Here is an 18,888-nt window from a genome sequence, read left to right as displayed (position 1 = left end):
CTCCCCGGGGAATTTCTCAGGCCCATGTGTAACGCCCGAGCCGATGTACCGATATTCAGGTCGGCCCCGCGCTGTTGCCAGACCCCCGACCCGGCAACCGCGCGGGGCCTTTCTCGTGGACCCGGATTGTTTGCCAGGCGGCGGCTGAGATCATGTCGGCATGTTGCATGTGCTGTATCTGGTGGGTATCGCGGCCTTTGCCGCGAGCGGCGTGCTGGCCGCCCACCGGGCCGATATGGATCCGTTCGGCGGCCTGGCGCTCGCCTTCGCCGCCGCCATCTCCGGCGGCACGCTGCGCGACGTGATCCTCGACCGTCACCCGCTGTACTGGACGCACGACTGGGTGCTGCTGACCCTGATCATCGTCGTGGCCGTCGTGACGATGGCCTACCTCCGGTTCCGGCATCTGCCCCGCCGATCGCTGCTGGTGGTCGATGCCCTGGGCCTCGCGGTGGTGACGGTGATCGGCGCCCGCGCGGCCATCGAGTCCGAGGTGACCCCGCTCGCGGTCCTCATCCTGTCGGTGATGACAGGGGTGACCGGTGAGGTGATCCGCGACGTGCTCTGCGGTGAGTTCCCGCCCTTGCTACTGCGCGAGGAGGTCTACGCGGTCGCCGCGTTCGCCGGTGCCGGATGCTATCTGGCCATGCACGCGGCGGGCGTCTCCGACGGCCCCGCGGCCGTCGTCTCCGCCTGCCTGGTGTTCGTATTGCGTATCACCGCAATCTATTTCGGAGTGCAGCTGCCGCGCCCGCGGACCGGAGGCTCGATCCGGCTCGGCGGCCGGCTCCGGATCCGCCGTCGGCACGGATGATCGCCCTGGTGGGCACGGTCGCGGCGTCCTGACTCGTGTCCGGTGCGGACGCAACGGTTTTCACCCCTACGCGGGGCGAATTGATAACCTCGGCCGCTCCGGACCGACACTTCGCTCAGCGAATTCGCTTGATGCGTGGCAGAATTCGCCGCACTGCGGGTCGGGACCTAGCAAGATCATGAATGTGGTCTCGATCACATTGATTTGCGTTAACGTGTTGCCGCAAGGATACGATCACTCGCGCACGTGGCCACCCGGCTGCGGGGGGCCGTCGAGTAAAAACGGATGAGGGTGGTGTGACGACGTGCAAGGTCGGCATCGGAAATTGAACGCAACGACGCGACGGGTCCTGCTGCCCGCGGTCGGTGCCATCCCGCTCGCATTGGCGGTAGTCGCCTGCTCGAGCTCGACCGACCAGGCCGTCAAATCCTCTACGTCCACGGCGTCTTCGACAGCGGGTACGCCGTCGACCCAGCAGTCCACCTCGCCGAAGCTCCCCGATACGGCCGTCCCGCCGCCCCGCGACGAGTCGGTGAAGCCGGACCGCCCCGGCCCCACCAGCACCTCGCAGCCCGGCGTCGCGCCGCGCAGCCCCGGCGCCGACAGCCTGTTCTCCCCGCGTCCCGGCGGCCAGGTCCAGCCCGGCGTCACCACTCCGGCCCCGCCGCGCCCCGCCCCGCCGGCCCCGGATTACGTTGTCCCCCCGAACTTCCGGCCCATCCCCAAGGACAGCGCGCCGGGCCGCTCGGCCCCGGGCATCAACTGGCAGAACCTCCACGCTCCCGCCCCGGTGGAGCCGGTCGCCCCGATCGCCCCGCCCCCGCGCACCCTCCGCGTCGGTGATTTCACCTCGCCGGTGCCCGACAATGTGCCGGACGATGCGCTCTACGGCTTCAACACGACCGTTGCCCAGGGCGAAGCGGATATTGCTACCGGCCTGAAATCCGTTGGTATCAGCGGCACTCGGTCGGACAAGGTAGCCGCAGGCACCCTGGCGGGTGCCGCCGCCGGAGCCGCTGCTGCCGGTATTCCGGCGGCCGTCGTCGGCGCGGTGCCGGGTGCGGTGGTCGGTGCGGCCGTCGGCGGGCTCATCGGTGCCGGCGCAGGCCTGGTGGCTGGACTTCCAGCAGTTCCTGTTGGCGGTGTCGGCCTGCTTGCGAGCCCCGCGGGTGCCGCAATCGGTGCCGGTGTCGGTGCTGCTGTTGGTGGCGCGATAGGCGCTGCCGCTCTGGGGATTCCGGCCGCGGTCGCAGGTGGCGTCGTCGGGGGTGCCATCGGTGGCGCGATCGGTGCGGGTGTGGATAGCGCACCCGTCAACGAGGTCCCGACGCCTGACGATGCCCCGGCTCCCGTCGATGTCCCGGTCGAGGCTGGCGTCTGATCCGCTTCTGCAAGTGACACATTGACTGAGGGCGGTCCGAAAACGGGTCGCCCTCAGTCGTTTTCACACCATCTGCGCTCATGAAGCTCTCGGCGCTCAGAAGATCTCGACCGACAAATTCGAATCGTCTTGAGCCTCGAGAACATCGTGGAGCATCGTGACGACGACATGCACGACGTGGTCGCGGTCGAGCCCGGCTTCGTCCGCCCGCAGCACGTAACCCGCGCCGGAATCCACGAACCCCGCACTGCCGATCACCGCGAGCTGCCTCTCGGTGAGGGCCGACTCCGGCTCCGTCCGCATCCGCCCGCGCAGCCGCTGCCGCCAGGACCGATGGCTCTCCCGATTCGGCAGCACCACTTCGATGTCGAAGACGCCCTGCGCCGACGAAAGCCATTGCACGATGCCGGAACCCGCGTCGATCACCGCCGTGCCGTCGCCGAGCGCGACCGAGCGATCCACCGCGTCGCCCACGAAATCCTGTAGCGAGCCCATATCGTCCTCCCCCGCGCCGGTCGACCGGCATCCTCACCGAACCGGTCGACTCATCCTTCCCCGCGCCGGTCGATCGTCCATGACCGTCGGCCTCGCTGCCGATGCTAGCTCGCCCGCCGCCCCCGACTCCACGCCCGGCGGGCCACCAGTTACGGGGGCACCGCGGCGTAGCCACCACGCCCGCGGATCGACCCGCTGTCAGCGAATCCGCTCGCCGTACACATGCTCGACGGCCAGCCGCATCAATACCCGCCGATCGGCCACCATGACCGACCGATACTCCTCCCAGTCGGGATGTTCCCCCGCGGCGGCCCGGTAGTAGTCCACCAGCGCCTCGACCTCCGGCCCCTGCGGATCGGTCCCCGGCCCCGTCAGCGTCACCGCCCCCTCCGCCGTAGCCCACGACCACCCATCGGCACTCGTGACCTCCAACGCCGCCCGCGGATCCCGCCGCAAATTCACCGTCTTGGCCCGCCCCTCGGTCATGGACACATAAATAACATCGGCGTCCCGGTCGTAATACGGCGTCACAGGCGAAAGCTGCGGCCGCCCATCCGCCTTGATGGTCGCCAACACACCCAGCCGGCTCTCCGCCAGCAACGAACGAGGATCGAAGGAGGTCATACCGAGATCATGCCCTGCGCTTCGACGTCAGTCCTTGCGCACCCGATAGATGATTTCCACCCCACCACCCTCCAGCGGCCGCGAACTCTCGAATTCCAGGCCGGTCGCCGGATTCAGTGACTCGGTCAGCCGCATGCCTCCGCCGACGAAGAACGGCAGCACCACGATCTCCAATTTATCGAGAGCGCCCAGGGCCCGATAGGTCTCGATCGTGCCCGGCCCACCGATGAGATGCACATCGCCCCCGCGATTGACCGCCCGGATCTTCTCCAGCAGCCGCACCGGATCCTCATCGACGACGACATCGTCCGGAGTCCCCTCGGGCCGATGCGACCCCAGCACGAAAACCTCCAACTCCGGCCACGGCCACCGCTCCGCGCTCAACGCCGGCTCGAACGTCGTCCGCCCCATCAACGCCGCCTCACAAGTCCGCAAGAACTCCGCAACCCCATGACTCCCGGGCCCGTGCACCGGATCGATAACCTGCGGCGGCCACCCATCCGGAGTAGTCACATACCCATCCGCCGACATACACATCCGAGCCAAAACCTGCATGAGTCCATCCTTCTGCCGAGTTACAGAGGAGACCGCATCTCGCACCCGAACTCATCGGTACAAGGTAGGTATTACTCGCGGGCATGCGACCGCAGAATGGTTCGGTGAACGCGAGGAGCCTCTGGATATGAGGAGCTATGAGCGACTGGACCCGATCGAGCGCGGCGAAGCGATCGCGTGGGTGACCGAACGCGCCCTGGCCCTCTCGGACATCTCGCCCGTATCCACCGGGTTATCGACCGTGAGCGCGTAGTGCCTGTCCTGCAACATCTTTCGAACGACCCCGAGATCGGTGGCCGAGCCGACGACACCTTGGACGACATCGCGATGTTCGCAACACCTGGGCCGGGAGTCGCCTGAATCCCGTTACTTGGCCGGTTCGGCGTGTGTCGTGGGGGTGTGGACGATGTCGTAGTAGACGGTCTTGTCGTCGGCGGTCGGGTAAACGCGGTAGGTGAATTCCTTGTCGGTGAGGGTGACGATGTCGACGGTGCGGCGCGACTGTTCCTGGCCCGCATCGTTTTTCGCGATTATGGTGCGGGTCTTGCCGTCCGCGGGCACCGACCAGTCGCCGTGCATCTTCGGCGAATCGTCGAGATTGACCATGGTGAAGGTGCCGTCCGGCTTGAAGTAGGCGAATCCGACGTAGTTCTTGACGTGATCGTCGGTCAGCGCCACGGTCCCGCCCTGTGCGTCTCGTGCGGAGGTGGTCTCCCACGGAGTGGCGGCTAATGTCGCCGATGGCGAACGCGGGGCTACCAGCGTGGAGCCGGTGGCCACCGACGTCGCGGCAGCCGGGGTCGACGTCGAGTCGTCGCTGTCATTACTGCTGCTGCACGCGGCGAGAGCGCCCACCGCGGCGAGCGCGGCCAGGGCTGAGGCGAGTGTCTTCATGTGATGTCCCATCGGTATAGGGGAATTGTCAGCTAACTTACAGAGAATGGCCTGCGCGCAGCCGAACTCGCACGATCAACGCGCGGTCGGCGCGCCCGGCACGGTCCGCTCGCCGTTGTTGCGCTGCTGCCACAGCCGGTAGACGTCGACCGCGTCCGCGCGCGGCTCGTGCCGCATGGGCAGCCGGCGCTGATCCCAGGGCTTGCCGAACTCGTCGTAGAAGGTGTTGAACTCGAAGTACTTCCGGTTGTCGACGTAATGCGGCTCGTAGGCGTCGCGGGTGGTCAGGAAGACGACCTCGTCGGGGGAGCAGTAGTAGAGCGCGCCCAGGCACATCGGGCACGGCAGGGCCAGGATGTAGATCGTGGCGCCGGTCAGATGCTCGGTGCCCAGCCGGGTGCAGGCCTCGCGAATGGCGAGGATCTCGGCATGCGCGGTGGGATCGCTGGTCTGCGCGACCCGGTTCGGGCTTTCGGCGAGGATCTCTCCGTCCTTGACGACGACGGTCGCGAACGGCCGCCCGCCCTCCTCGACATTGCGCCGCGCCAAATCGATGGTGTGTTGCGCGAAATCCATTGTGGTCCTTATGCGATCGGTCAGTAGGGCCGGCTGGGCAGGTACTTACCGTCGAGAGTGATCACGGCGCGTTCGCCGCCCTCCGGATCGGCCACCTTGCGCACATCGAGCCGGAAATTGACGGCGCTGATGATGCCGTCGCCGAATTGCTCGTGCACCAGCGCCTTGAGCGTCGTGCCGTACACCTGCAGCATTTCGTAGAAGCGATAGATCGTCGGATCCGTAGGAATGCCACCGGGAATGGATCCGCGTGTGGGAATCGTCTGCAACAGTGCCGCGGCCTCGTCACCGAGGCCGAGGAGTTCGGCGACCGCGACGGCAGCGGACTCCGGCAGCGGATGCTGACCGAGCACCGCGGCGGTCACGAAGGCGGGCGAGTAGCCGGCGGCGTCGGCGATCTGCTGCCAGGTCAGATCCTTGGCGATCTTGGCCTCTACCGCCGTGGCGGCGAGCGCTTGCCGGGCCGCCGGGTCGAATTGTGCATGCACCATGGCGCGGGTCCTTTCGTTCCGGCGTACCGCCGACGGAAATATGCGGATCCGGCTTCGATGCGCCGAACCCCTGACCCATGGTCATCTGCCTGTAGCTATAGAGTCCAAGACTTGTCTTCCATGGTCGCGATTGTTCGTGACAATAGTTAGCGGTATTCGCCCGCGACCTCGTGGACGACCTGCGCGAACGCCCGGGCAGCGGCCGAGTGATACGCCGTGTGTCGCCGCAACAGCTCGACCGTCCGGCTGGGCAGGGCCGGGGAGAGCGGCACCGGCCGCAGCTCGTCGTACACGCGCGTGATCGCATCCGGCAACACGGTGGCCAGCGAACCGCGCCGGGTGAACTCGAGCAGCGCGCTGATCGAATTCGCCTCGACCGCGATATCCGGCTCCACCCCGCATTCCGCGAAATAGGCGTCGATATGCCCGCGCGTCGCGAAGTCGCTGCTGAGCAGGCCCAGTGAAGCGCGGGCGAGCCGCCCGACCGGAAGCGCGCCGGCCGTCTCCCCGAGCGGATGGGACGGCCCGACCACCAGGCCGAGCGTCTCGACGAACAGCGCGGTGTGCTCGATCCCCGCCGCATGCGGGCCACTGAAGGCGATACCCAGATCGAGCCGGTCGGCGATCAGATCGGCCTCGATCAGATCCTGGGTCGTCTCCCGGACGGTGAGGGCGATACCCGGATGCTCGGACCGAAACCGGTGCACCAGCGGCCCGACCAGATAGGCCGTGAAGGTCGGCGTCGTCGCGATCCGCAACTGCCCGCGGCTCAGATCCTGCACATCGTGCACCGCCCGCTCCCCGGCATCCAGATCCCGCAGCGCCATCCGCGCATGACCCGCATACACCTCACCGGCATCGGTCAACCGCACCGTCCGCCCCGACCGATCCAGCAACACCACCCCGAGCCCCCGCTCGAGCTGCTTGATCTGCTGCGACAACGTCGGCTGCGAGATATGCAACGATTCCGCCGCCCGCGTGAAGTTCCCATGATCCGCAACCGCGAGCAGATACCGAATATGCCGCAGCTCCATCGGTCGACTATAGGCCGTGTCGATCATCGTCATGGGATATCCGTCTTGGACGCTATAAGCGCTGCTCGGCATCGTGGTTGTGAGTGCTGAGCGGAAGGAACCGGACGATGAAACACCCCAACCCGCGCTTGGCGGCGACCGCCCTCGCGCTCGCCGTACTCGCCTTCACCGCTGCTTGCGATGCGAGCGGATCAGCCGAGCATTCGTCCACCTCCGCACTCTCGTCGGAGCAGCCGAACTCCACACCGGCCGACGGCGTTCCCGGGCCCGGCGATCCCGTCTCCACCCAACCTGCGCCCGACAACCCGGCGCTGGGCGGAGAATTGGTCGCCGCAGCCGCCGCCAATGACGCACCCCGAGTGCGCGAACTCATCGCCCGCGGCGCCCCCGTCGAAACCCGCGGCGACCACGGCAGGACACCGCTGGTCTCGGCCACCGAGAACCATGCCACCGCTGCCGCGCAAGTCCTGGTCGCCGCCGGCGCCGACGTCAACGCCAAGGACGACCTCCAGGATTCGGCCTACCTCTACGCCGGCGCCGAGGGCCTGGACGACATCCTCGAGCTCACCCTCACCCACGGCGCAGACCTGCGCAGCACCAACCGCTTCGGTGGCACGGCCCTCATCCCGGCCAGCGAGCACGGCCACATCACCACCGTCCACCGGCTCATCACCGCAGGCGTAGACGTCAACCACATCAACACCCCACGCTGGACCGCCCTCCACGAGGCCATCGTCTACGGCGACGGCTCTCAGCGTTATCAACAGGTAGTCACAGCCCTGCTCGACGCGGGCGCCGACCCCTCGATTCCCGACGGTTCCGGCCGAACCGCCCTCGACAACGCTCAGCGCCGGGGCCAATCAGCCATCGTCGCAATTTTTCACGATCGTTCGGACTGAGCGAAAAGCGGCCATACCGGTACCGGCGCTTATGGCACGAAATAAACTGTGTGCCAATAAAACTCGATGGGCAAACGCGGATGGTCGCGAATACTCGGTAGTTGCCGGGGCATTCGGGTGTTTCGATAGCCACTGTGGAGAATCTGCCTGACGAACTGCGCGAACGAGTATTGCGTCTCAATGCCGACCTCCTGCTGGGATTCTCCAGGCCCGATGAGGCCGTCTGGCCCTGGTTCGCGGAAGCGCTCAGGGCTGAGATGCGGAACCTCGCCGAAGGCGTTGTCCGCGCCGCGGATGCGATCATCGCCCGCCCCACAGCGCCCCCGCTCCGACCGAGACCGCAGCCACTCCTATGAGAAGAGCGCCGACAGTGCAGGCGATATCGATTGTGCGGGAGCGATATTCGGTTGTGAGGTCCAGGGTGAAGTCGGCCGGATCCTCGGGAACGTAATGGATCGTGACGTTGCGGCCGTATGACTTGGCGGGGTCGGGCAGCCCTTCGTCGCAGTAGGCGATCACTGCCGCGCCTTCGTGGGTGGTGAAGCTGACGACCGGCATGTGGCGGGTGAAGGTACCGCCGTCCTGGTCGGTGTCGATGTCCTCGAGGACGGCGATGACGCGGCCCGGGACGGCCGGTCGGGAGGCCAGCTTCTCGATCCGGTGGTTCGTCCGACGCGTGTTCTCGGGGAGGTAACGCGCGGCGAGGAAGGCCAAGGGAATGCCGAAGCCGAGCAGTGCCCACGGCCAGCCCCACTCGATCGCCGCCGCGACCACCAGCCCCCCGTAGATCAGGAAGACCGCGAAATTCGGCCAGCCGAGCCCATATCTGCCGTCCCAGGGATCGCTGGTGAACCGGTAGGCGTGCGGACTGCCGGGCGGGTAGAGAACGCCGATCTCCCGGCCGACCCAGGCTGCGTCGATCCGCTCCCCGCACTCGCCGTCGTTGGTCACGGTGACGTCCTGCCCGCTGTCCGGGTCACGAAAAGAGACCACCACGGATATCCCGTCACTCTGGGAGGTCCGGTGCCGCGGCTCCCGGACACGCTGAATCCGGCCCACAACCCGGACCTTCCGCTGGGCCCCCGTCACCCCGGCCAGCGACCGGCCGTACCCGACCAGCGCCACCATTCCCCACACCCCGCACCACAGCGCCGGATACACGTGCCAACCCATGCGCCCTCCTACCGATCTCGGAATATGGTTGCCGCGGAACCGATCCCACGCAATTCCCGGCCGAATGTGAGCGCCGATCGGGCGCTGGGATCAGCGTGCCGGGACGCGGCGCACCACCGCACCATGCTCATCCGCCTCCAGCAAGGCCGCACCGTCCGCACCGGTCACCGCGACCCTGATGGTGAGGCCGCCGGTGAGTCGTTCGACGGTGATCTGCCAGGTCTGCGGCGAGCCGACCCCGAGCCCGGTGGTGGCCTCCTCGACCAAGTCGGGAATGCGTTCGCAGGGAAGGGAATTCGGGTCGAACTGTCGAGCCGGCGTGCCGGACGGAGCGAACATGATCGACAACAGACGCTCCTGCACGACGACGACCAGAGCGGGGCGTCCGTCCTGCTCCCGGCCGAGTGACTCGATGGCTGGCCGCAGCGCGCCCTCCTTCAGCAGCGACTGCCCCGGCCCCAGCGTGATCGTGCCGGACCCCGACGACACGACCGTGGTCGACGACGTGGAGGACGGCGGCTGCGCCACGGCATCCCGATCGAAGAGATCCGCCCGGAACAACAGCACCACCCCGCGGCACCCAGCAGCAGACCGAGAAGCGTGACGAATCCGCCGGCACATCCTTCGGGAGCATCACCGTTCAGCGCAGGTCCGGACGCCGAATCGAGGCGCGCCCCGGCCGCCCGCTCCTCCCACTCCGGCGTCGGCCGCTTCACGATCCTCACCCGCCACGGCCGATCCGGCGGATACGTGACCACCACGATTCCGCGCGGCCGATAGTCCGGCAGCTCTACCAGATTGATGTCCTGCCGGATCTCCACCCGGTACGGCGTCTCACCGTCCGGCGCGACAGTGAGATCGAAATGCACCGGCACATCACTCGTCTCACCCCGCACCGCCCGCAACGACTCGATCATCGCGAGCGCGGTACGAGGCACAACAGCCGCCTCCCGCACCCGCCGCCGCCTCCCCACAAGGAAGAAACACAGCCCATACACCGAGGCCACCCCCACCCCCACCACACACAACAGCACGTTCTCGGCAATACAGCCCACGACGAACGCCGCCACCGACGCCCCGCCCACCCCACCCGTCAGAAACCCAACCCCAAGGGCCACAGTACTTTTGCGCGTGGGCGGCGCACCCACGGTGAGCGTCATACGCTGATTGTGACGTGCGCAAACGACCAGCGGTAGATCTCGGGATGATCATTCCACCCCGGACCAGCGTGATGACCGACAAGACCCCGGCGACGCCGGCCCACCAACCACTCCAAGCCGCTGCCCCCAACAGCATCCTCGCAGCTCACAGTCAGATTGATCAGGGATATTGCAACCAGCCCCCGCCGATCTGCTATCGTCTCTCCAGCGCCTTCAAGGCAGCGCCGGTGTAGTTTAGTGGTAGAACATCAGCTTCCCAAGCTGAGAGTGCGGGTTCGATTCCCGTCACCGGCTCTCTATTCCACTCATAAATCTTCGTAGGTCAGCCTTCGTGTGCGGGGCCTCTTGGCTCCGTGCACCGTTCGTATCGTGGCGATGCATGTCCTCCCTCGGCTGATGATGTTGTGGGAAGAGGCCCGCCCCTAATCCGGTTACTCACCGGTGAATCTATTCGCCCTGGCACGTACGCTTCGCTCCGTGGGGCCGACGCTTGTCCTGTGGGGCGTGGACAACACGATGATCGCGAATGGCGGGTGTCGAAGGATGGCTACGCCCGTGCAACAGATCTCGCTGCCCGTGGTCGGGCGCTGGCCGGAGTACGGGAAGCCCTGGATGCCCTCGCGCGGGCCCTCCGTTGGAATGGGGCATCGGAGCGTTCGGCGACGTGCGAGCTGGGCTCGAAGGAGGGGCCAAGGTCGCGGCTGTTGCTACCGGCAGCGATCGCGCAGACGTTCTCGCCGAGGCCGGCGCCGATGTAGTTCTGCCCTCTCTGGAGGACACAGCGGCGTTTCTCGCGACAATCAAACTAGTGTTGGAGGTCTGAGTTCGCCTCCGAGAACTTGCTCCAGAACGTCGATTCCGTGATCAGTGAAGCGGTCTCCCGGCCGGCTTCGGTTCCGTCGAGGAATTCGGCCGGATGCTCGACGTGGTTCTCGGCGGGATCCGAGACCCGTGCCTCCCGATAAAACTTCGGGTCCGATGTCGAGAACGTAGCGGCGGCTCCGTCCCAGGGTTACAGCGGCCGAATCGGGCCGCGTGACGAAGGAGGATCACCGCTATGCGCAAGCTCGTAGTCCAGCAGTGGGTTACCGTCGACAACATCGCCGCGGAGGAGGACGGCGGGCTGAGTTTCGTGTCGGGGGAGCCCTTTTCCGAGAAGACCGACAAGGCATTCGAGGCCAGCGTGATGGGGCTCATCGACTCGGTCGACACCCTGATTCTCGGAGCGAACACCTACGCCCAATCCAAGGATTACTGGCCGTCCGCCACCGAGCAGGGCGAGTACGGCGAGAAGCTCAACAACCTCACCAAATACGTCGCCTCGTCGACGCTGGACGATGCCCCCTGGGGCGATTTCCCCGCCGCGACCGTAACGCGCGATCCGGCCGCCACCATCCGGGAGCTGAAGGAATCGAGCGGCAAGGACATCTGGCTGTGGGGCAGCCTGACGCTCATGCAGTTCCTGCTGGACGCCGGTCTCATCGATGAGGTCCGGATGCTGGTCTGCCCGACCACGCGGGGCAAGGGCAGGCGAGTCTTCGAGGATCGGCGAGACCTGAAACTGGCCGAGGCCACCGCGTTCGACAACGGCCTGCTACTCCTGCGCTACGAGATCGACAAGTGATTCACTCACCGACCGCACGCGGGAGAAACCGTATCTGATCGAGGGGCTACCGCGATGTCGAGACCGGCTGGGCGGCAGGGAAATCGGTGGACCGGCTCACCTCGGCCCATGCCTCCGTCTCGGCGGCGCGCAGTTCGGCGGCCTTGCGGGCGGAGGTCAAGGCGTCGGTGCCGAGCAGGAGGCGGCGGGGTGGCTTGGGTTGTGTGACAACGTCGATGACGGCCTGGGCGGCGCGGGCGGGGTCGCCGGGCTGGGTGCCGTCGGTGTCCCGGCGGTAGCGGTTGACGGCGCCGACGGTCTGGTCGTAGTCGGGGCCGACGGGGTGGAGGGTCATCGAGGAACCCTGCCAGTCGGTGCGGAAGCCGCCCGGTTCGACGATGACGACCTCGATGCCGAATGGAGCTACTTCGGCGGCCAGGACTTCGGAGAAGCCCTCGACCGCGAATTTGGCTGTCTGATAAGCGCCCATGCCCGGCGTCCCGCCGACTCGTCCACCGATGGAGGAGAATTGGACGAACACACCGGACCGTTGGCCACGCAGTACGGGTAGCGCGGCCCGGGTGACATTCACGACGCCGAACAGGTTCGTCTCGATCTGCGCTCGGAAATCGTCCTCGGCCATTTCTTCGATGGGTGCGCTGTTGCCGTAGCCGGCATTGTTGACGACCACGTCGAGGGCGCCGAACGCGTCCGTCGCCTGCCGCACCGCGCGCGAGGCCGCGGCGGCGTCGGTGACATCGAGTGCGACGGGCAGGATCCGCGAGCCGTAGCGGGCCGCGAGATCGTCGAGGTCCTCGGGCCGGCGGGCGGTCGCGACTACCTGATCACCGTAGTCGAGAACCGCCTCCGTGAGTCGGCGTCCGATGCCGCGCGATGCTCCGGTGATCAACCAAGTCCTGGTCATGGTCCGTTCCTCTCCGTCCGTCGAGGCGCTGTATCGCCCATAAATGTCACGATGATGTGACTCTTATGAAAGCTATAGCCATACAAGGGCAGCGGAAATTCCCGAATCTGACACGAATATGGTGAAGCCATGAGAGCGGACGCCGCGCGCAACCTGGAACTGGTCCTGAGTACCGGGGCGCGCCTGCTCGCCGACGACCCCTCGGCCAGCATCGCCGCCATCGCCGCGGCGGCGGGGGTGGACCGCCGCACGGTCTATCGCCGTTTCGCGTCGCGTGAGGAATTGCTCGCGGCGGTGTATCGAGCGCGCTACGACGCGGTCGAGGAGGTCATCGCCGCGGCTCGGCTGCGCGAGGCGCCGGTCGCGGTCGCGTTGCATCGCTATGTGGAGGGAATCATCGCGGTCAATCGGCAATGGCCGGTGGAGACGTTCCGCATGATGTCCGAGAAGACGATTCGCGCGCGCAGGCAGCATTTCATCGACGAGGTCGACGCGTTTCTGCGGCGAGCGACCGACGAGGGACTGCTGCGCGCCGATCTCCCGCCCGGCTGGATAGGCGCGCTGTTACCGCAACTGATGCTGCGCGCCGCGGAGGATCTGCCGGATATGAGCGCTGCCCGCGCCGCAGACGTGGTCGTCGATACGATGCTCCACGGCCTCGGCGCGGGCGAACGCGCCTGAAGGGGTCAGTCCCCTTCCGGGGTGTCGGTGAAACGCTGCAGGTACAGCTGCTCGCCCAGCTTCTCGACCAGGTCGAGTTCGGTTTCCAGGTAGTCGACGTGGCCTTCCTCGTCCTCGAGAATGGTCTCGAAGATTCGGGCCGACGTGACGTCTCCGCGTGAGCGCATCAATTCGATGCCGCCGCGCAGTCGGGTCACCGCCTCCATTTCGATCTGCAGATCCGCCCGCAGCTGTTCGGGAACGGTCTGCCCGATCCGCAGGACATTGAGCTTCTGGTAGTTCGGGAGCCCCTCGAGGAAGAGAATGCGGTCGGTGAGGATTTCCGCATGCTTCATCTCGTCGATGGACTCGTAGCGGGTGTGCTTGGCGAGTTTGGTGAAACCCCAGTTCTCCTGCATCTTGGCGTGCAGGAAGTACTGGTTGATCGCCGTGAGTTCGGCCGTCAGCTGCTCATTGAGCAGCGCGATGATTTCCTTGTCGCCTTCCATAGCGAGTTATGGTGTCACGACTCACATTCGGCTTTTCTATAAGGCGAACCTGAGTATGGTAAGGCAGCCCTGAATACGGCGTCAGGCCGCCGGGGCCTCCGCGGTCGCCGACTCGGTGCGGGCGCGGCCGATCACCTCGGCCAAGCGGGAAGTGCAGGAGCCGCAGCCGGGCTTCCAGCCACACGCCGTCTTGACCTGACGGGTCGAGCAGGCGCCGGCGGCAACACAGCGGTGCACGTCGTTCTCGGAGACGGCGTTGCAGATGCAGACGTACACGGCGGGCCTCATAGCGCAGGAACAAGGTCGGCGAGGTTAGCCTCAACTTATCGAGGTAAGCCTCCCCTAAGATATAGCATCCCAGGGTCGGTGCCTGTCAATAGGCTGGGCGAATGTCACCGGCCGGTGAATCTGAGGCGGGGATGTTTCGAAGTCCCCTCGCGCTCTGGTCGTGGCCGAATACCGTTGGGGGCGTAGCGTTCCCTGTGGACTCGGACGGCGAGGGGAGAGGCGATGCGGGCACGGTGGGTTCGGCGGGTCGTTCTGGGGATGGTGCTGATCGCGGGTACCGCCACGCTCGTCGCGGTTCCGGCGACCGCGGACGACGTCCCGGCCGGTCTCGAGCGGTTCTACCACCAGGGGCTGGACTGGAAACCGTGTAACGACAAGGCGCTCGACGACGCCGGGGCGCAGTGCTCGACCGTGGTCGTCCCGCTCGACTACGCCCGCCCCGACGCGCGCACGACGACCGTCGCCCTCTCGCGCATTCCGGCCACGGATCCGGCGCGCCGCCGCGGGATCATGCTCTCCAATCCTGGCGGTCCGGGTGGTCCGGGGCTGAACATGATGGTGACGGTCAAGGACCGGCTGACCCCGGACGTGCGCGCGCAATACGACCTGATCGGCATGGACCCGCGCGGCATCGGCCGCTCGGACCGGATGAACTGCGCGATCCCGCTGCCGACCATGCTCTTCTCGGCCGGGTTCGACCTGTTCGGCTACGCCCGCGACACCACGCTGGCCGCGGCCCTGGCGACCTCCTGCGTGGCGCCCGATCCGGAGAAGGCGCGCTCCACCACTACCCGCAATATCGCCCGCGATATGGACGTCATCCGCGGCGCGTTCGGCGAGCGGACGATGAATTACTACGGCGGCTCTTACGGGACCTATCTCGGCGCCGTCTACATGCAGATGTTCGGGGCGCACGCCGACCGTTTCGTCCTGGACAGCGCGGTCGACCCGGAACGCTACTGGCTCGGCATGTTCCAGGACATGGGCCCGATCAACGAATACGCGCTGGACGACTGGGCGCGATGGGCGGCCCGCCACGACGCCGACTACCACTTCGGCGGTACCGCGCCGCAGGTCCGCGCGTATGTCGAGGACCTCGTCCACCGGGCGGCCGCGCATCCGGTGGTCAAGGATCTCTATCTCCTCGACGAGCACACGGTGCCGATGATGCTGTTCGCCCTGCTGGTGAATCCGAAGTTCAACGCGGATCTCGCCGATGTCCTGGGGATCATCGACGACGGCGTCTCCGGCCGGTTCACCGATATGCAGCGGCTGAAGTCGAAGATCACGGGCGCGGTGCCGACCGAGGTGCCCGGGATGGCGGGAATCATGTGCGGCGACAAGGCGGCCCCGCGCGATCCGGCCTGGTACTACCGCAATATCGACGCTGTCCGGGCGACGCAGCCGGTATTCGGCGCCTTCGCCAACAACATCACGGCGTGCGCGTACTGGCCGGATCCGGTCGAGCCGCCCACCGATGTGCACAACTCGGTGCCGGCCCTGATTCTGGCCACCGTCCACGACACGCGCACGGCGTATCCGGAAGGTCTTGCGCTGCACGAGGATCTGACCGGCTCACGGCTGGTGACCCTGGCCGACACCCGCATCCACGGCGCCTTCCGGGTCGGCCTGAGTCCTTGCGTGAGCGACAAGGTCAACACCTATTTCGCGGACGGAACCCTCCCCGCCGCCGATACGACCTGCGAGCCGGACCCCAGTTACTTCCCCGAGTAGGAATGGCGCGATAAAGCTACCGGCGAGTCTTCGGCAAACCGATCCGGAAAATCATCCCGCGCGGCGCGGGGGAATGACCCAGAAATCGGTGTCGGGGATCGGGGACAGCGGGCGGGTGTCCTCGACGGGGTCGACCCGGAGCAGGGCGATGAATTCGTCGAGGCTGTAGCCAGCTGCGCGGATAGTGGAGAGCAATTGCTCCGCGGGTGATACCGGGGCGATCGGTCCGAACATCATCCTCCCCCTGGGGACGTCGTCGAAGCGAGTGCGACAGCGGGCCGCGGGGGCAATCGCGGCCCGCCCTGCAGGTGTCTCCCCACGGAGACGCCGCCAGCTTAGCCAGTGTTCAGCTAACTGCGCGTCATTTTCGCCTGGAAATATTCGGGCGGCGCGAATCTACTTCAGGCAGTCCTCGACGATCTTCTTGGTGGCGTCGCGGGCCTTACCGGCGTCGTCCTCGCTCAGGCCCATCGCGGAGGGGTCCGAGGTCTGCGCATTGTTGCCGGGCTTGGTCATGATCTCCAGGCCGTCCTGCGAAATGCCCTGGTCGACATAGTGCTTGGCGGCGCAGTCGGCCATCTTCGCGTCCTTGAGGCCGCTGTCCTGCAGCGACTTGGACAGATCCGCCTCGGAGATCTTCGCGTGGTCCGAGTGGTCCGAGCCGCCGCACCCCGCCAGCAGCGGCAGGGCGATGAGCGCGGCGGCAAGCAGCGAAATCCTCAATGGTTCCTCGATTCTCGCAAGATGGTGTGTCGGGCGGCGGCACAACCGCCGTCGTGATCCTGCCGTATCGCGCGGTCCGGGAACAGTCGTGGCTCAAAGATCCATCGCGGCGCGCAGCGCGGTGTCGAGCCGCTCCTCGGTATCGGAGTCGATCTCGCCCACGCGGTCGGCCAGCCAGCCTCGGTAGATGCGGCCCAGATTGCCGGCGTGCACCCAGCCGTGTCCGGGCACGGAGACGGCGAGGATGTCGAGCGGGTCCTCGTCGAGGACCTCGGCGGCGATCAGCCAGGGGCGCGGGGACTCGTTGATGCCGTCACTCGAGATCAGGACGACGGTGCGGCGGCGGGGCGTGCCGTGCGGGTTGTAGATCCAGACCTCACCCCTGCGCACGCATCTCCTTCTCGGCCAGGGCCAGTTCGGCCTCGTCGGCGGCGGCGATCTCGAGCGGGTCGGGGCCGGGGGTACAGCCGGTGCGGACGGCCTCGCGCCGGGCCGCGCGAGAGATCCACGCGGACGGGGACATTCCGGCCCGGGCGGCGGCTTGTTCGGCGTACGACCAGGCCGCCGCGTCCAGGGATAACGTCACCTTACGGGTAGCCATACCATTTATCGTACCGCTTGCCGTCCGCTTCCTGTTGGCATCGTGCCAATCGTTGCTTAGGGTGGGCGCCATGCTGAACCACCGCCGTATCGGCGCGGGCGAACCGTTGGTCCTGGTGCACGGCGTGGGCAGCCACTGGCGGGTGTGGGAGGCGGTCCTCGACACGCTCGCGGAGTCGTTCGAGGTGATCGCCGTCGACCTGCCCGGATTCGGTGATTCGCCGCCCCTCGAGCGCACCACGGTCGACACCCTCACCGACGCGCTCGCGGCCTTCCTCGACGAGCAGGGACTGGACCGGCCGCATCTGGCGGGGAATTCCATGGGCGGGCTGATCGTGCTGAACCTCGGCGCGCGCGGCCTGGCGCGCTCGGTCACCGCGTTCTCGCCGATCGGGTTCTGGTCCACCGCCGGGCGGATATGGTGCCAGCGGTCGCTGGGCGGGTCCAAGGCGGCGGGCCTGCGCGTGAAACCCGCGCTGCCCGCGGTGCTCGGCACCCCCGCAGGCCGCACCGCCTTCCTCGGCCTGGTGTTCGGCAAGCCGTGGGCCGTCGAGACCCGGGTGGCGCTCGAGACCGCGCACGGCGCCATGTATGCGCCCGGATTCGATTGCGCCCTGGCCTCTTTCGCGGAGGCGCGGTTGCAGGACGGCGGGCGGCTGGATCGCATTCCGGTCACTGTCGCGTGGGGTAATCGCGACATCCTGCTCACCTACGCCACGCAGAGCCGGAGGGCGCGGACCCGGCTGCCCGGCGCCCGGCACGTGACCCTGCCCGGCAGCGGCCACACCCCGTTCTTCGACGATCCGGACCGGTGCGCGCGGATCCTCCTCGATCAATTGGACGCTCGCCCGGAATGAGAGACTGACCGAGACCGGGAGGAGGCCCCGCGATGAGCAACGTATCTCTGACGATCGACGGCGACCGCGCCTATGTCGCCCTGGATCGGCCCGACAAGCACAACGGCCTGACCATCGACATGCTGAGCGACCTCGTCGAGGTGGCCCGGGTCGTGGGCCGCCGCGACGACGTCCGCGCGGTGATCCTGTCCGGGAACGGGCCGAGCTTCTCGAGCGGCCTGGATATCGCGAAGGCCGTCGGCGATCCGCTGACCATCGTGCGCAACTTCGTGCCGATTCCCTGGCTGGGCACCAACACCTTCCAAGAAGCGTGCTGGGCGTGGCGGCGGCTGCCGCAGCCGGTAATCGCGGCGGTGCACGGCCACTGCTACGGCGGCGGGTTGCAGGTGGCGCTGGCGGCCGACATCCGGTTCGCCACTCCCGACGCGGATTTCTCGGTGATGGAGGTCAAACACGGCCTGATCCCGGATATGACCGGCGCCGCCACGCTGTCGCGGCTGATCGGCATCGACAAGGCGCTGGTGCTGACCATGACCGCCGATCCGGTGGACGCCGCCTACGCCGAGCGCATCGGCCTGATCACCGAGGTGGCCGCCGACCCGCTCGCCGCCGCGGAGAAGCTGGCCGACCGGATCGCCGCCCGTTCGCCGCACGCGGTGGCGAGCGCCAAGCGACTTTTCGACCGGAGTTGGCAGGCGGGCGTGCGGCGCACCCTCGGCATCGAGCGGGCCACGCAACTGCCGCTACTGGTGCGTCAGGCGCTGTCGAAGAAATAACAATTCCGGCCGGATTTTGTGCATTACCCCGAAACTCGGTGACGTAAACGCATTTCGCCGAGTTCCGCTGCTAGCATTCCCTCCGCTTCACCCCGTTTCGCTGCGAAACCGGAGGGC

Annotated in this window: 25 protein-coding genes and 1 tRNA gene; 10 read left to right on the top strand and 16 right to left on the bottom strand. The window is 67.0% G+C overall.

Going from position 1 to position 18,888, the window contains the following annotated elements:
• Positions 1 to 160: 160 nt before the first annotated feature.
• Together ON41_RS30400 and ON41_RS40700 are read left to right on the top strand one after the other, a co-directional pair.
• Complete coding sequence (locus ON41_RS30400; RefSeq protein WP_051162824.1) at positions 161 to 814, top strand: trimeric intracellular cation channel family protein; 654 nt, start codon at positions 161 to 163, stop codon at positions 812 to 814.
• A gap of 325 nt (positions 815 to 1,139) precedes the next feature.
• On the top strand, positions 1,140 to 2,195 hold the full coding sequence (locus ON41_RS40700; protein ID WP_174411377.1) for a hypothetical protein: 1,056 nt from the start codon (positions 1,140 to 1,142) through the stop codon (positions 2,193 to 2,195).
• A gap of 96 nt (positions 2,196 to 2,291) precedes the next feature.
• Here the strand turns inward: ON41_RS40700 and ON41_RS30390 are convergent, their stop codons facing one another.
• The 3 genes from ON41_RS30390 to ON41_RS30380 form a co-directional block, all read right to left on the bottom strand.
• Positions 2,292 to 2,690 (bottom strand): hypothetical protein, encoded by a 399-nt coding sequence (locus ON41_RS30390; protein ID WP_040751525.1) that lies wholly within the window; start codon positions 2,688 to 2,690, stop codon positions 2,292 to 2,294.
• A 198-nt stretch (positions 2,691 to 2,888) separates the two neighbouring features.
• Positions 2,889 to 3,314: a PPOX class F420-dependent oxidoreductase gene (locus tag ON41_RS30385; protein WP_040751523.1), complete on the bottom strand. Its 426-nt coding sequence runs from the start codon at positions 3,312 to 3,314 to the stop codon at positions 2,889 to 2,891.
• Positions 3,315 to 3,341: 27 nt separating this feature from the next.
• Positions 3,342 to 3,851 carry a dihydrofolate reductase family protein gene (locus ON41_RS30380; protein WP_276325761.1) on the bottom strand — a complete coding sequence of 170 codons (510 nt, stop codon included), beginning with the start codon at positions 3,849 to 3,851 and terminating at the stop codon, positions 3,342 to 3,344.
• A gap of 145 nt (positions 3,852 to 3,996) precedes the next feature.
• Here ON41_RS30380 and ON41_RS43510 point away from each other — a divergent pair, with 145 nt between their 5' ends.
• Positions 3,997 to 4,122, top strand: coding sequence for a hypothetical protein (locus tag ON41_RS43510; RefSeq protein WP_276325760.1), 126 nt, complete (start codon positions 3,997 to 3,999; stop codon positions 4,120 to 4,122).
• A 113-nt stretch (positions 4,123 to 4,235) separates the two neighbouring features.
• On the opposite strand, the gene ON41_RS30375 is transcribed toward ON41_RS43510, so the two are convergent.
• The 4 genes from ON41_RS30375 to cynR form a co-directional block, all read right to left on the bottom strand.
• Positions 4,236 to 4,763, bottom strand: a complete 528-nt coding sequence (locus tag ON41_RS30375; protein ID WP_040751522.1) for a DUF4822 domain-containing protein — start codon at positions 4,761 to 4,763, stop codon at positions 4,236 to 4,238.
• A gap of 75 nt (positions 4,764 to 4,838) precedes the next feature.
• Positions 4,839 to 5,339 carry a nucleoside deaminase gene (locus ON41_RS30370; protein WP_040751521.1) on the bottom strand — a complete coding sequence of 167 codons (501 nt, stop codon included), beginning with the start codon at positions 5,337 to 5,339 and terminating at the stop codon, positions 4,839 to 4,841.
• A 20-nt stretch (positions 5,340 to 5,359) separates the two neighbouring features.
• A complete protein-coding gene (gene cynS, locus ON41_RS30365) occupies positions 5,360 to 5,830 on the bottom strand; it encodes a cyanase (RefSeq protein ID WP_040751520.1) in 471 nt (156 codons plus the stop codon).
• Positions 5,831 to 5,976: 146 nt separating this feature from the next.
• Positions 5,977 to 6,864, bottom strand: coding sequence for a transcriptional regulator CynR (gene cynR, locus ON41_RS30360; RefSeq protein WP_040751519.1), 888 nt, complete (start codon positions 6,862 to 6,864; stop codon positions 5,977 to 5,979).
• A gap of 107 nt (positions 6,865 to 6,971) precedes the next feature.
• Here cynR and ON41_RS30355 point away from each other — a divergent pair, with 107 nt between their 5' ends.
• The gene (locus ON41_RS30355) at positions 6,972 to 7,763 is read left to right on the top strand and encodes an ankyrin repeat domain-containing protein (protein ID WP_040751518.1); all 792 of its coding nucleotides are present in this window, start codon (positions 6,972 to 6,974) and stop codon (positions 7,761 to 7,763) included.
• Between the two features lie 300 nt (positions 7,764 to 8,063).
• Here the strand turns inward: ON41_RS30355 and ON41_RS30350 are convergent, their stop codons facing one another.
• Positions 8,064 to 8,936: a DUF3592 domain-containing protein gene (locus ON41_RS30350; RefSeq protein ID WP_040751517.1), complete on the bottom strand. Its 873-nt coding sequence runs from the start codon at positions 8,934 to 8,936 to the stop codon at positions 8,064 to 8,066.
• Between the two features lie 90 nt (positions 8,937 to 9,026).
• Entirely contained in the window at positions 9,027 to 9,506 is a 480-nt protein-coding gene (locus tag ON41_RS42785; RefSeq protein ID WP_218003579.1) for a hypothetical protein, read from the bottom strand.
• 813 nt (positions 9,507 to 10,319) lie between these two features.
• Here ON41_RS42785 and ON41_RS30340 point away from each other — a divergent pair.
• Together ON41_RS30340 and ON41_RS30335 are read left to right on the top strand one after the other, a co-directional pair.
• A tRNA-Gly gene (locus tag ON41_RS30340) sits at positions 10,320 to 10,390 on the top strand.
• Between the two features lie 763 nt (positions 10,391 to 11,153).
• A complete protein-coding gene (locus ON41_RS30335) occupies positions 11,154 to 11,720 on the top strand; it encodes a dihydrofolate reductase family protein (RefSeq protein WP_040751515.1) in 567 nt (188 codons plus the stop codon).
• Between the two features lie 46 nt (positions 11,721 to 11,766).
• Here the strand turns inward: ON41_RS30335 and ON41_RS30330 are convergent, their stop codons facing one another.
• Positions 11,767 to 12,624, bottom strand: a complete 858-nt coding sequence (locus ON41_RS30330; protein WP_040751514.1) for an oxidoreductase — start codon at positions 12,622 to 12,624, stop codon at positions 11,767 to 11,769.
• Positions 12,625 to 12,753: 129 nt separating this feature from the next.
• Here ON41_RS30330 and ON41_RS30325 point away from each other — a divergent pair, with 129 nt between their 5' ends.
• A complete protein-coding gene (locus ON41_RS30325) occupies positions 12,754 to 13,305 on the top strand; it encodes a TetR/AcrR family transcriptional regulator (RefSeq protein ID WP_040751513.1) in 552 nt (183 codons plus the stop codon).
• Between the two features lie 5 nt (positions 13,306 to 13,310).
• On the opposite strand, the gene bfr is transcribed toward ON41_RS30325, so the two are convergent.
• Positions 13,311 to 13,793, bottom strand: coding sequence for a bacterioferritin (bfr, locus tag ON41_RS30320; RefSeq protein WP_040751512.1), 483 nt, complete (start codon positions 13,791 to 13,793; stop codon positions 13,311 to 13,313).
• A gap of 81 nt (positions 13,794 to 13,874) precedes the next feature.
• Positions 13,875 to 14,069: a (2Fe-2S)-binding protein gene (locus tag ON41_RS30315; RefSeq protein WP_040751511.1), complete on the bottom strand. Its 195-nt coding sequence runs from the start codon at positions 14,067 to 14,069 to the stop codon at positions 13,875 to 13,877.
• A 234-nt stretch (positions 14,070 to 14,303) separates the two neighbouring features.
• Here ON41_RS30315 and ON41_RS30310 point away from each other — a divergent pair, with 234 nt between their 5' ends.
• Positions 14,304 to 15,815, top strand: coding sequence for an alpha/beta fold hydrolase (locus ON41_RS30310; RefSeq protein ID WP_040751510.1), 1,512 nt, complete (start codon positions 14,304 to 14,306; stop codon positions 15,813 to 15,815).
• Between the two features lie 51 nt (positions 15,816 to 15,866).
• Here the strand turns inward: ON41_RS30310 and ON41_RS30305 are convergent, their stop codons facing one another.
• The 4 genes from ON41_RS30305 to ON41_RS30290 form a co-directional block, all read right to left on the bottom strand.
• Positions 15,867 to 16,052 (bottom strand): hypothetical protein, encoded by a 186-nt coding sequence (locus ON41_RS30305; protein WP_040751509.1) that lies wholly within the window; start codon positions 16,050 to 16,052, stop codon positions 15,867 to 15,869.
• Positions 16,053 to 16,211: 159 nt separating this feature from the next.
• Complete coding sequence (locus ON41_RS30300; protein WP_040751508.1) at positions 16,212 to 16,538, bottom strand: hypothetical protein; 327 nt, start codon at positions 16,536 to 16,538, stop codon at positions 16,212 to 16,214.
• Between the two features lie 93 nt (positions 16,539 to 16,631).
• On the bottom strand, positions 16,632 to 16,928 hold the full coding sequence (locus ON41_RS30295; RefSeq protein ID WP_040751507.1) for a hypothetical protein: 297 nt from the start codon (positions 16,926 to 16,928) through the stop codon (positions 16,632 to 16,634).
• Positions 16,915 to 17,139, bottom strand: a complete 225-nt coding sequence (locus tag ON41_RS30290; protein ID WP_040751506.1) for a hypothetical protein — start codon at positions 17,137 to 17,139, stop codon at positions 16,915 to 16,917. The genes ON41_RS30295 and ON41_RS30290 overlap by 14 nt, the downstream gene beginning before the upstream one ends.
• A gap of 70 nt (positions 17,140 to 17,209) precedes the next feature.
• Between ON41_RS30290 and ON41_RS30285 the strand changes: the two genes are divergently transcribed.
• Together ON41_RS30285 and ON41_RS30280 are read left to right on the top strand one after the other, a co-directional pair.
• On the top strand, positions 17,210 to 17,995 hold the full coding sequence (locus ON41_RS30285; protein WP_040751505.1) for an alpha/beta fold hydrolase: 786 nt from the start codon (positions 17,210 to 17,212) through the stop codon (positions 17,993 to 17,995).
• 32 nt (positions 17,996 to 18,027) lie between these two features.
• Entirely contained in the window at positions 18,028 to 18,771 is a 744-nt protein-coding gene (locus tag ON41_RS30280; protein WP_040751504.1) for a crotonase/enoyl-CoA hydratase family protein, read from the top strand.
• Positions 18,772 to 18,888 lie beyond the last annotated feature (117 nt).

It is taken from the genome of Nocardia transvalensis NBRC 15921 (assembly GCF_000308875.1).
In the GTDB taxonomy this organism is placed as follows: Bacteria; Actinomycetota; Actinomycetes; order Mycobacteriales; family Mycobacteriaceae; genus Nocardia; species Nocardia transvalensis.
This window is presented reverse-complemented; position numbering and strand designations above follow the sequence as displayed.

What these genes read in the sequence shown, in the direction of transcription:
- ON41_RS30400 (WP_051162824.1), top strand. Translation starts at nt 161, where the DNA reads ATGTTGCATGTGCTGTATCTGGTGGGTATCGCGGCCTTTGCCGCGAGC.
- ON41_RS30390 (WP_040751525.1), bottom strand. Translation starts at nt 2,690, where the DNA reads ATGGGCTCGCTACAGGATTTCGTGGGCGACGCGGTGGATCGCTCGGTC.
- ON41_RS30385 (WP_040751523.1), bottom strand. Translation starts at nt 3,314, where the DNA reads ATGACCTCCTTCGATCCTCGTTCGTTGCTGGCGGAGAGCCGGCTGGGT.
- ON41_RS30380 (WP_276325761.1), bottom strand. Translation starts at nt 3,851, where the DNA reads ATGTGTATGTCGGCGGATGGGTATGTGACTACTCCGGATGGGTGGCCG.
- ON41_RS43510 (WP_276325760.1), top strand. Translation starts at nt 3,997, where the DNA reads ATGAGGAGCTATGAGCGACTGGACCCGATCGAGCGCGGCGAAGCGATC.
- ON41_RS30375 (WP_040751522.1), bottom strand. Translation starts at nt 4,763, where the DNA reads ATGAAGACACTCGCCTCAGCCCTGGCCGCGCTCGCCGCGGTGGGCGCT.
- ON41_RS30370 (WP_040751521.1), bottom strand. Translation starts at nt 5,339, where the DNA reads ATGGATTTCGCGCAACACACCATCGATTTGGCGCGGCGCAATGTCGAG.
- cynS (WP_040751520.1), bottom strand. Translation starts at nt 5,830, where the DNA reads ATGGTGCATGCACAATTCGACCCGGCGGCCCGGCAAGCGCTCGCCGCC.
- cynR (WP_040751519.1), bottom strand. Translation starts at nt 6,864, where the DNA reads ATGGAGCTGCGGCATATTCGGTATCTGCTCGCGGTTGCGGATCATGGG.
- ON41_RS30355 (WP_040751518.1), top strand. Translation starts at nt 6,972, where the DNA reads ATGAAACACCCCAACCCGCGCTTGGCGGCGACCGCCCTCGCGCTCGCC.
- ON41_RS30350 (WP_040751517.1), bottom strand. Translation starts at nt 8,936, where the DNA reads ATGGGTTGGCACGTGTATCCGGCGCTGTGGTGCGGGGTGTGGGGAATG.
- ON41_RS30335 (WP_040751515.1), top strand. Translation starts at nt 11,154, where the DNA reads ATGCGCAAGCTCGTAGTCCAGCAGTGGGTTACCGTCGACAACATCGCC.
- ON41_RS30330 (WP_040751514.1), bottom strand. Translation starts at nt 12,624, where the DNA reads ATGACCAGGACTTGGTTGATCACCGGAGCATCGCGCGGCATCGGACGC.
- ON41_RS30325 (WP_040751513.1), top strand. Translation starts at nt 12,754, where the DNA reads ATGAGAGCGGACGCCGCGCGCAACCTGGAACTGGTCCTGAGTACCGGG.
- bfr (WP_040751512.1), bottom strand. Translation starts at nt 13,793, where the DNA reads ATGGAAGGCGACAAGGAAATCATCGCGCTGCTCAATGAGCAGCTGACG.
- ON41_RS30310 (WP_040751510.1), top strand. Translation starts at nt 14,304, where the DNA reads ATGCGGGCACGGTGGGTTCGGCGGGTCGTTCTGGGGATGGTGCTGATC.
- ON41_RS30305 (WP_040751509.1), bottom strand. Translation starts at nt 16,052, where the DNA reads ATGATGTTCGGACCGATCGCCCCGGTATCACCCGCGGAGCAATTGCTC.
- ON41_RS30290 (WP_040751506.1), bottom strand. Translation starts at nt 17,139, where the DNA reads ATGGCTACCCGTAAGGTGACGTTATCCCTGGACGCGGCGGCCTGGTCG.
- ON41_RS30285 (WP_040751505.1), top strand. Translation starts at nt 17,210, where the DNA reads ATGCTGAACCACCGCCGTATCGGCGCGGGCGAACCGTTGGTCCTGGTG.
- ON41_RS30280 (WP_040751504.1), top strand. Translation starts at nt 18,028, where the DNA reads ATGAGCAACGTATCTCTGACGATCGACGGCGACCGCGCCTATGTCGCC.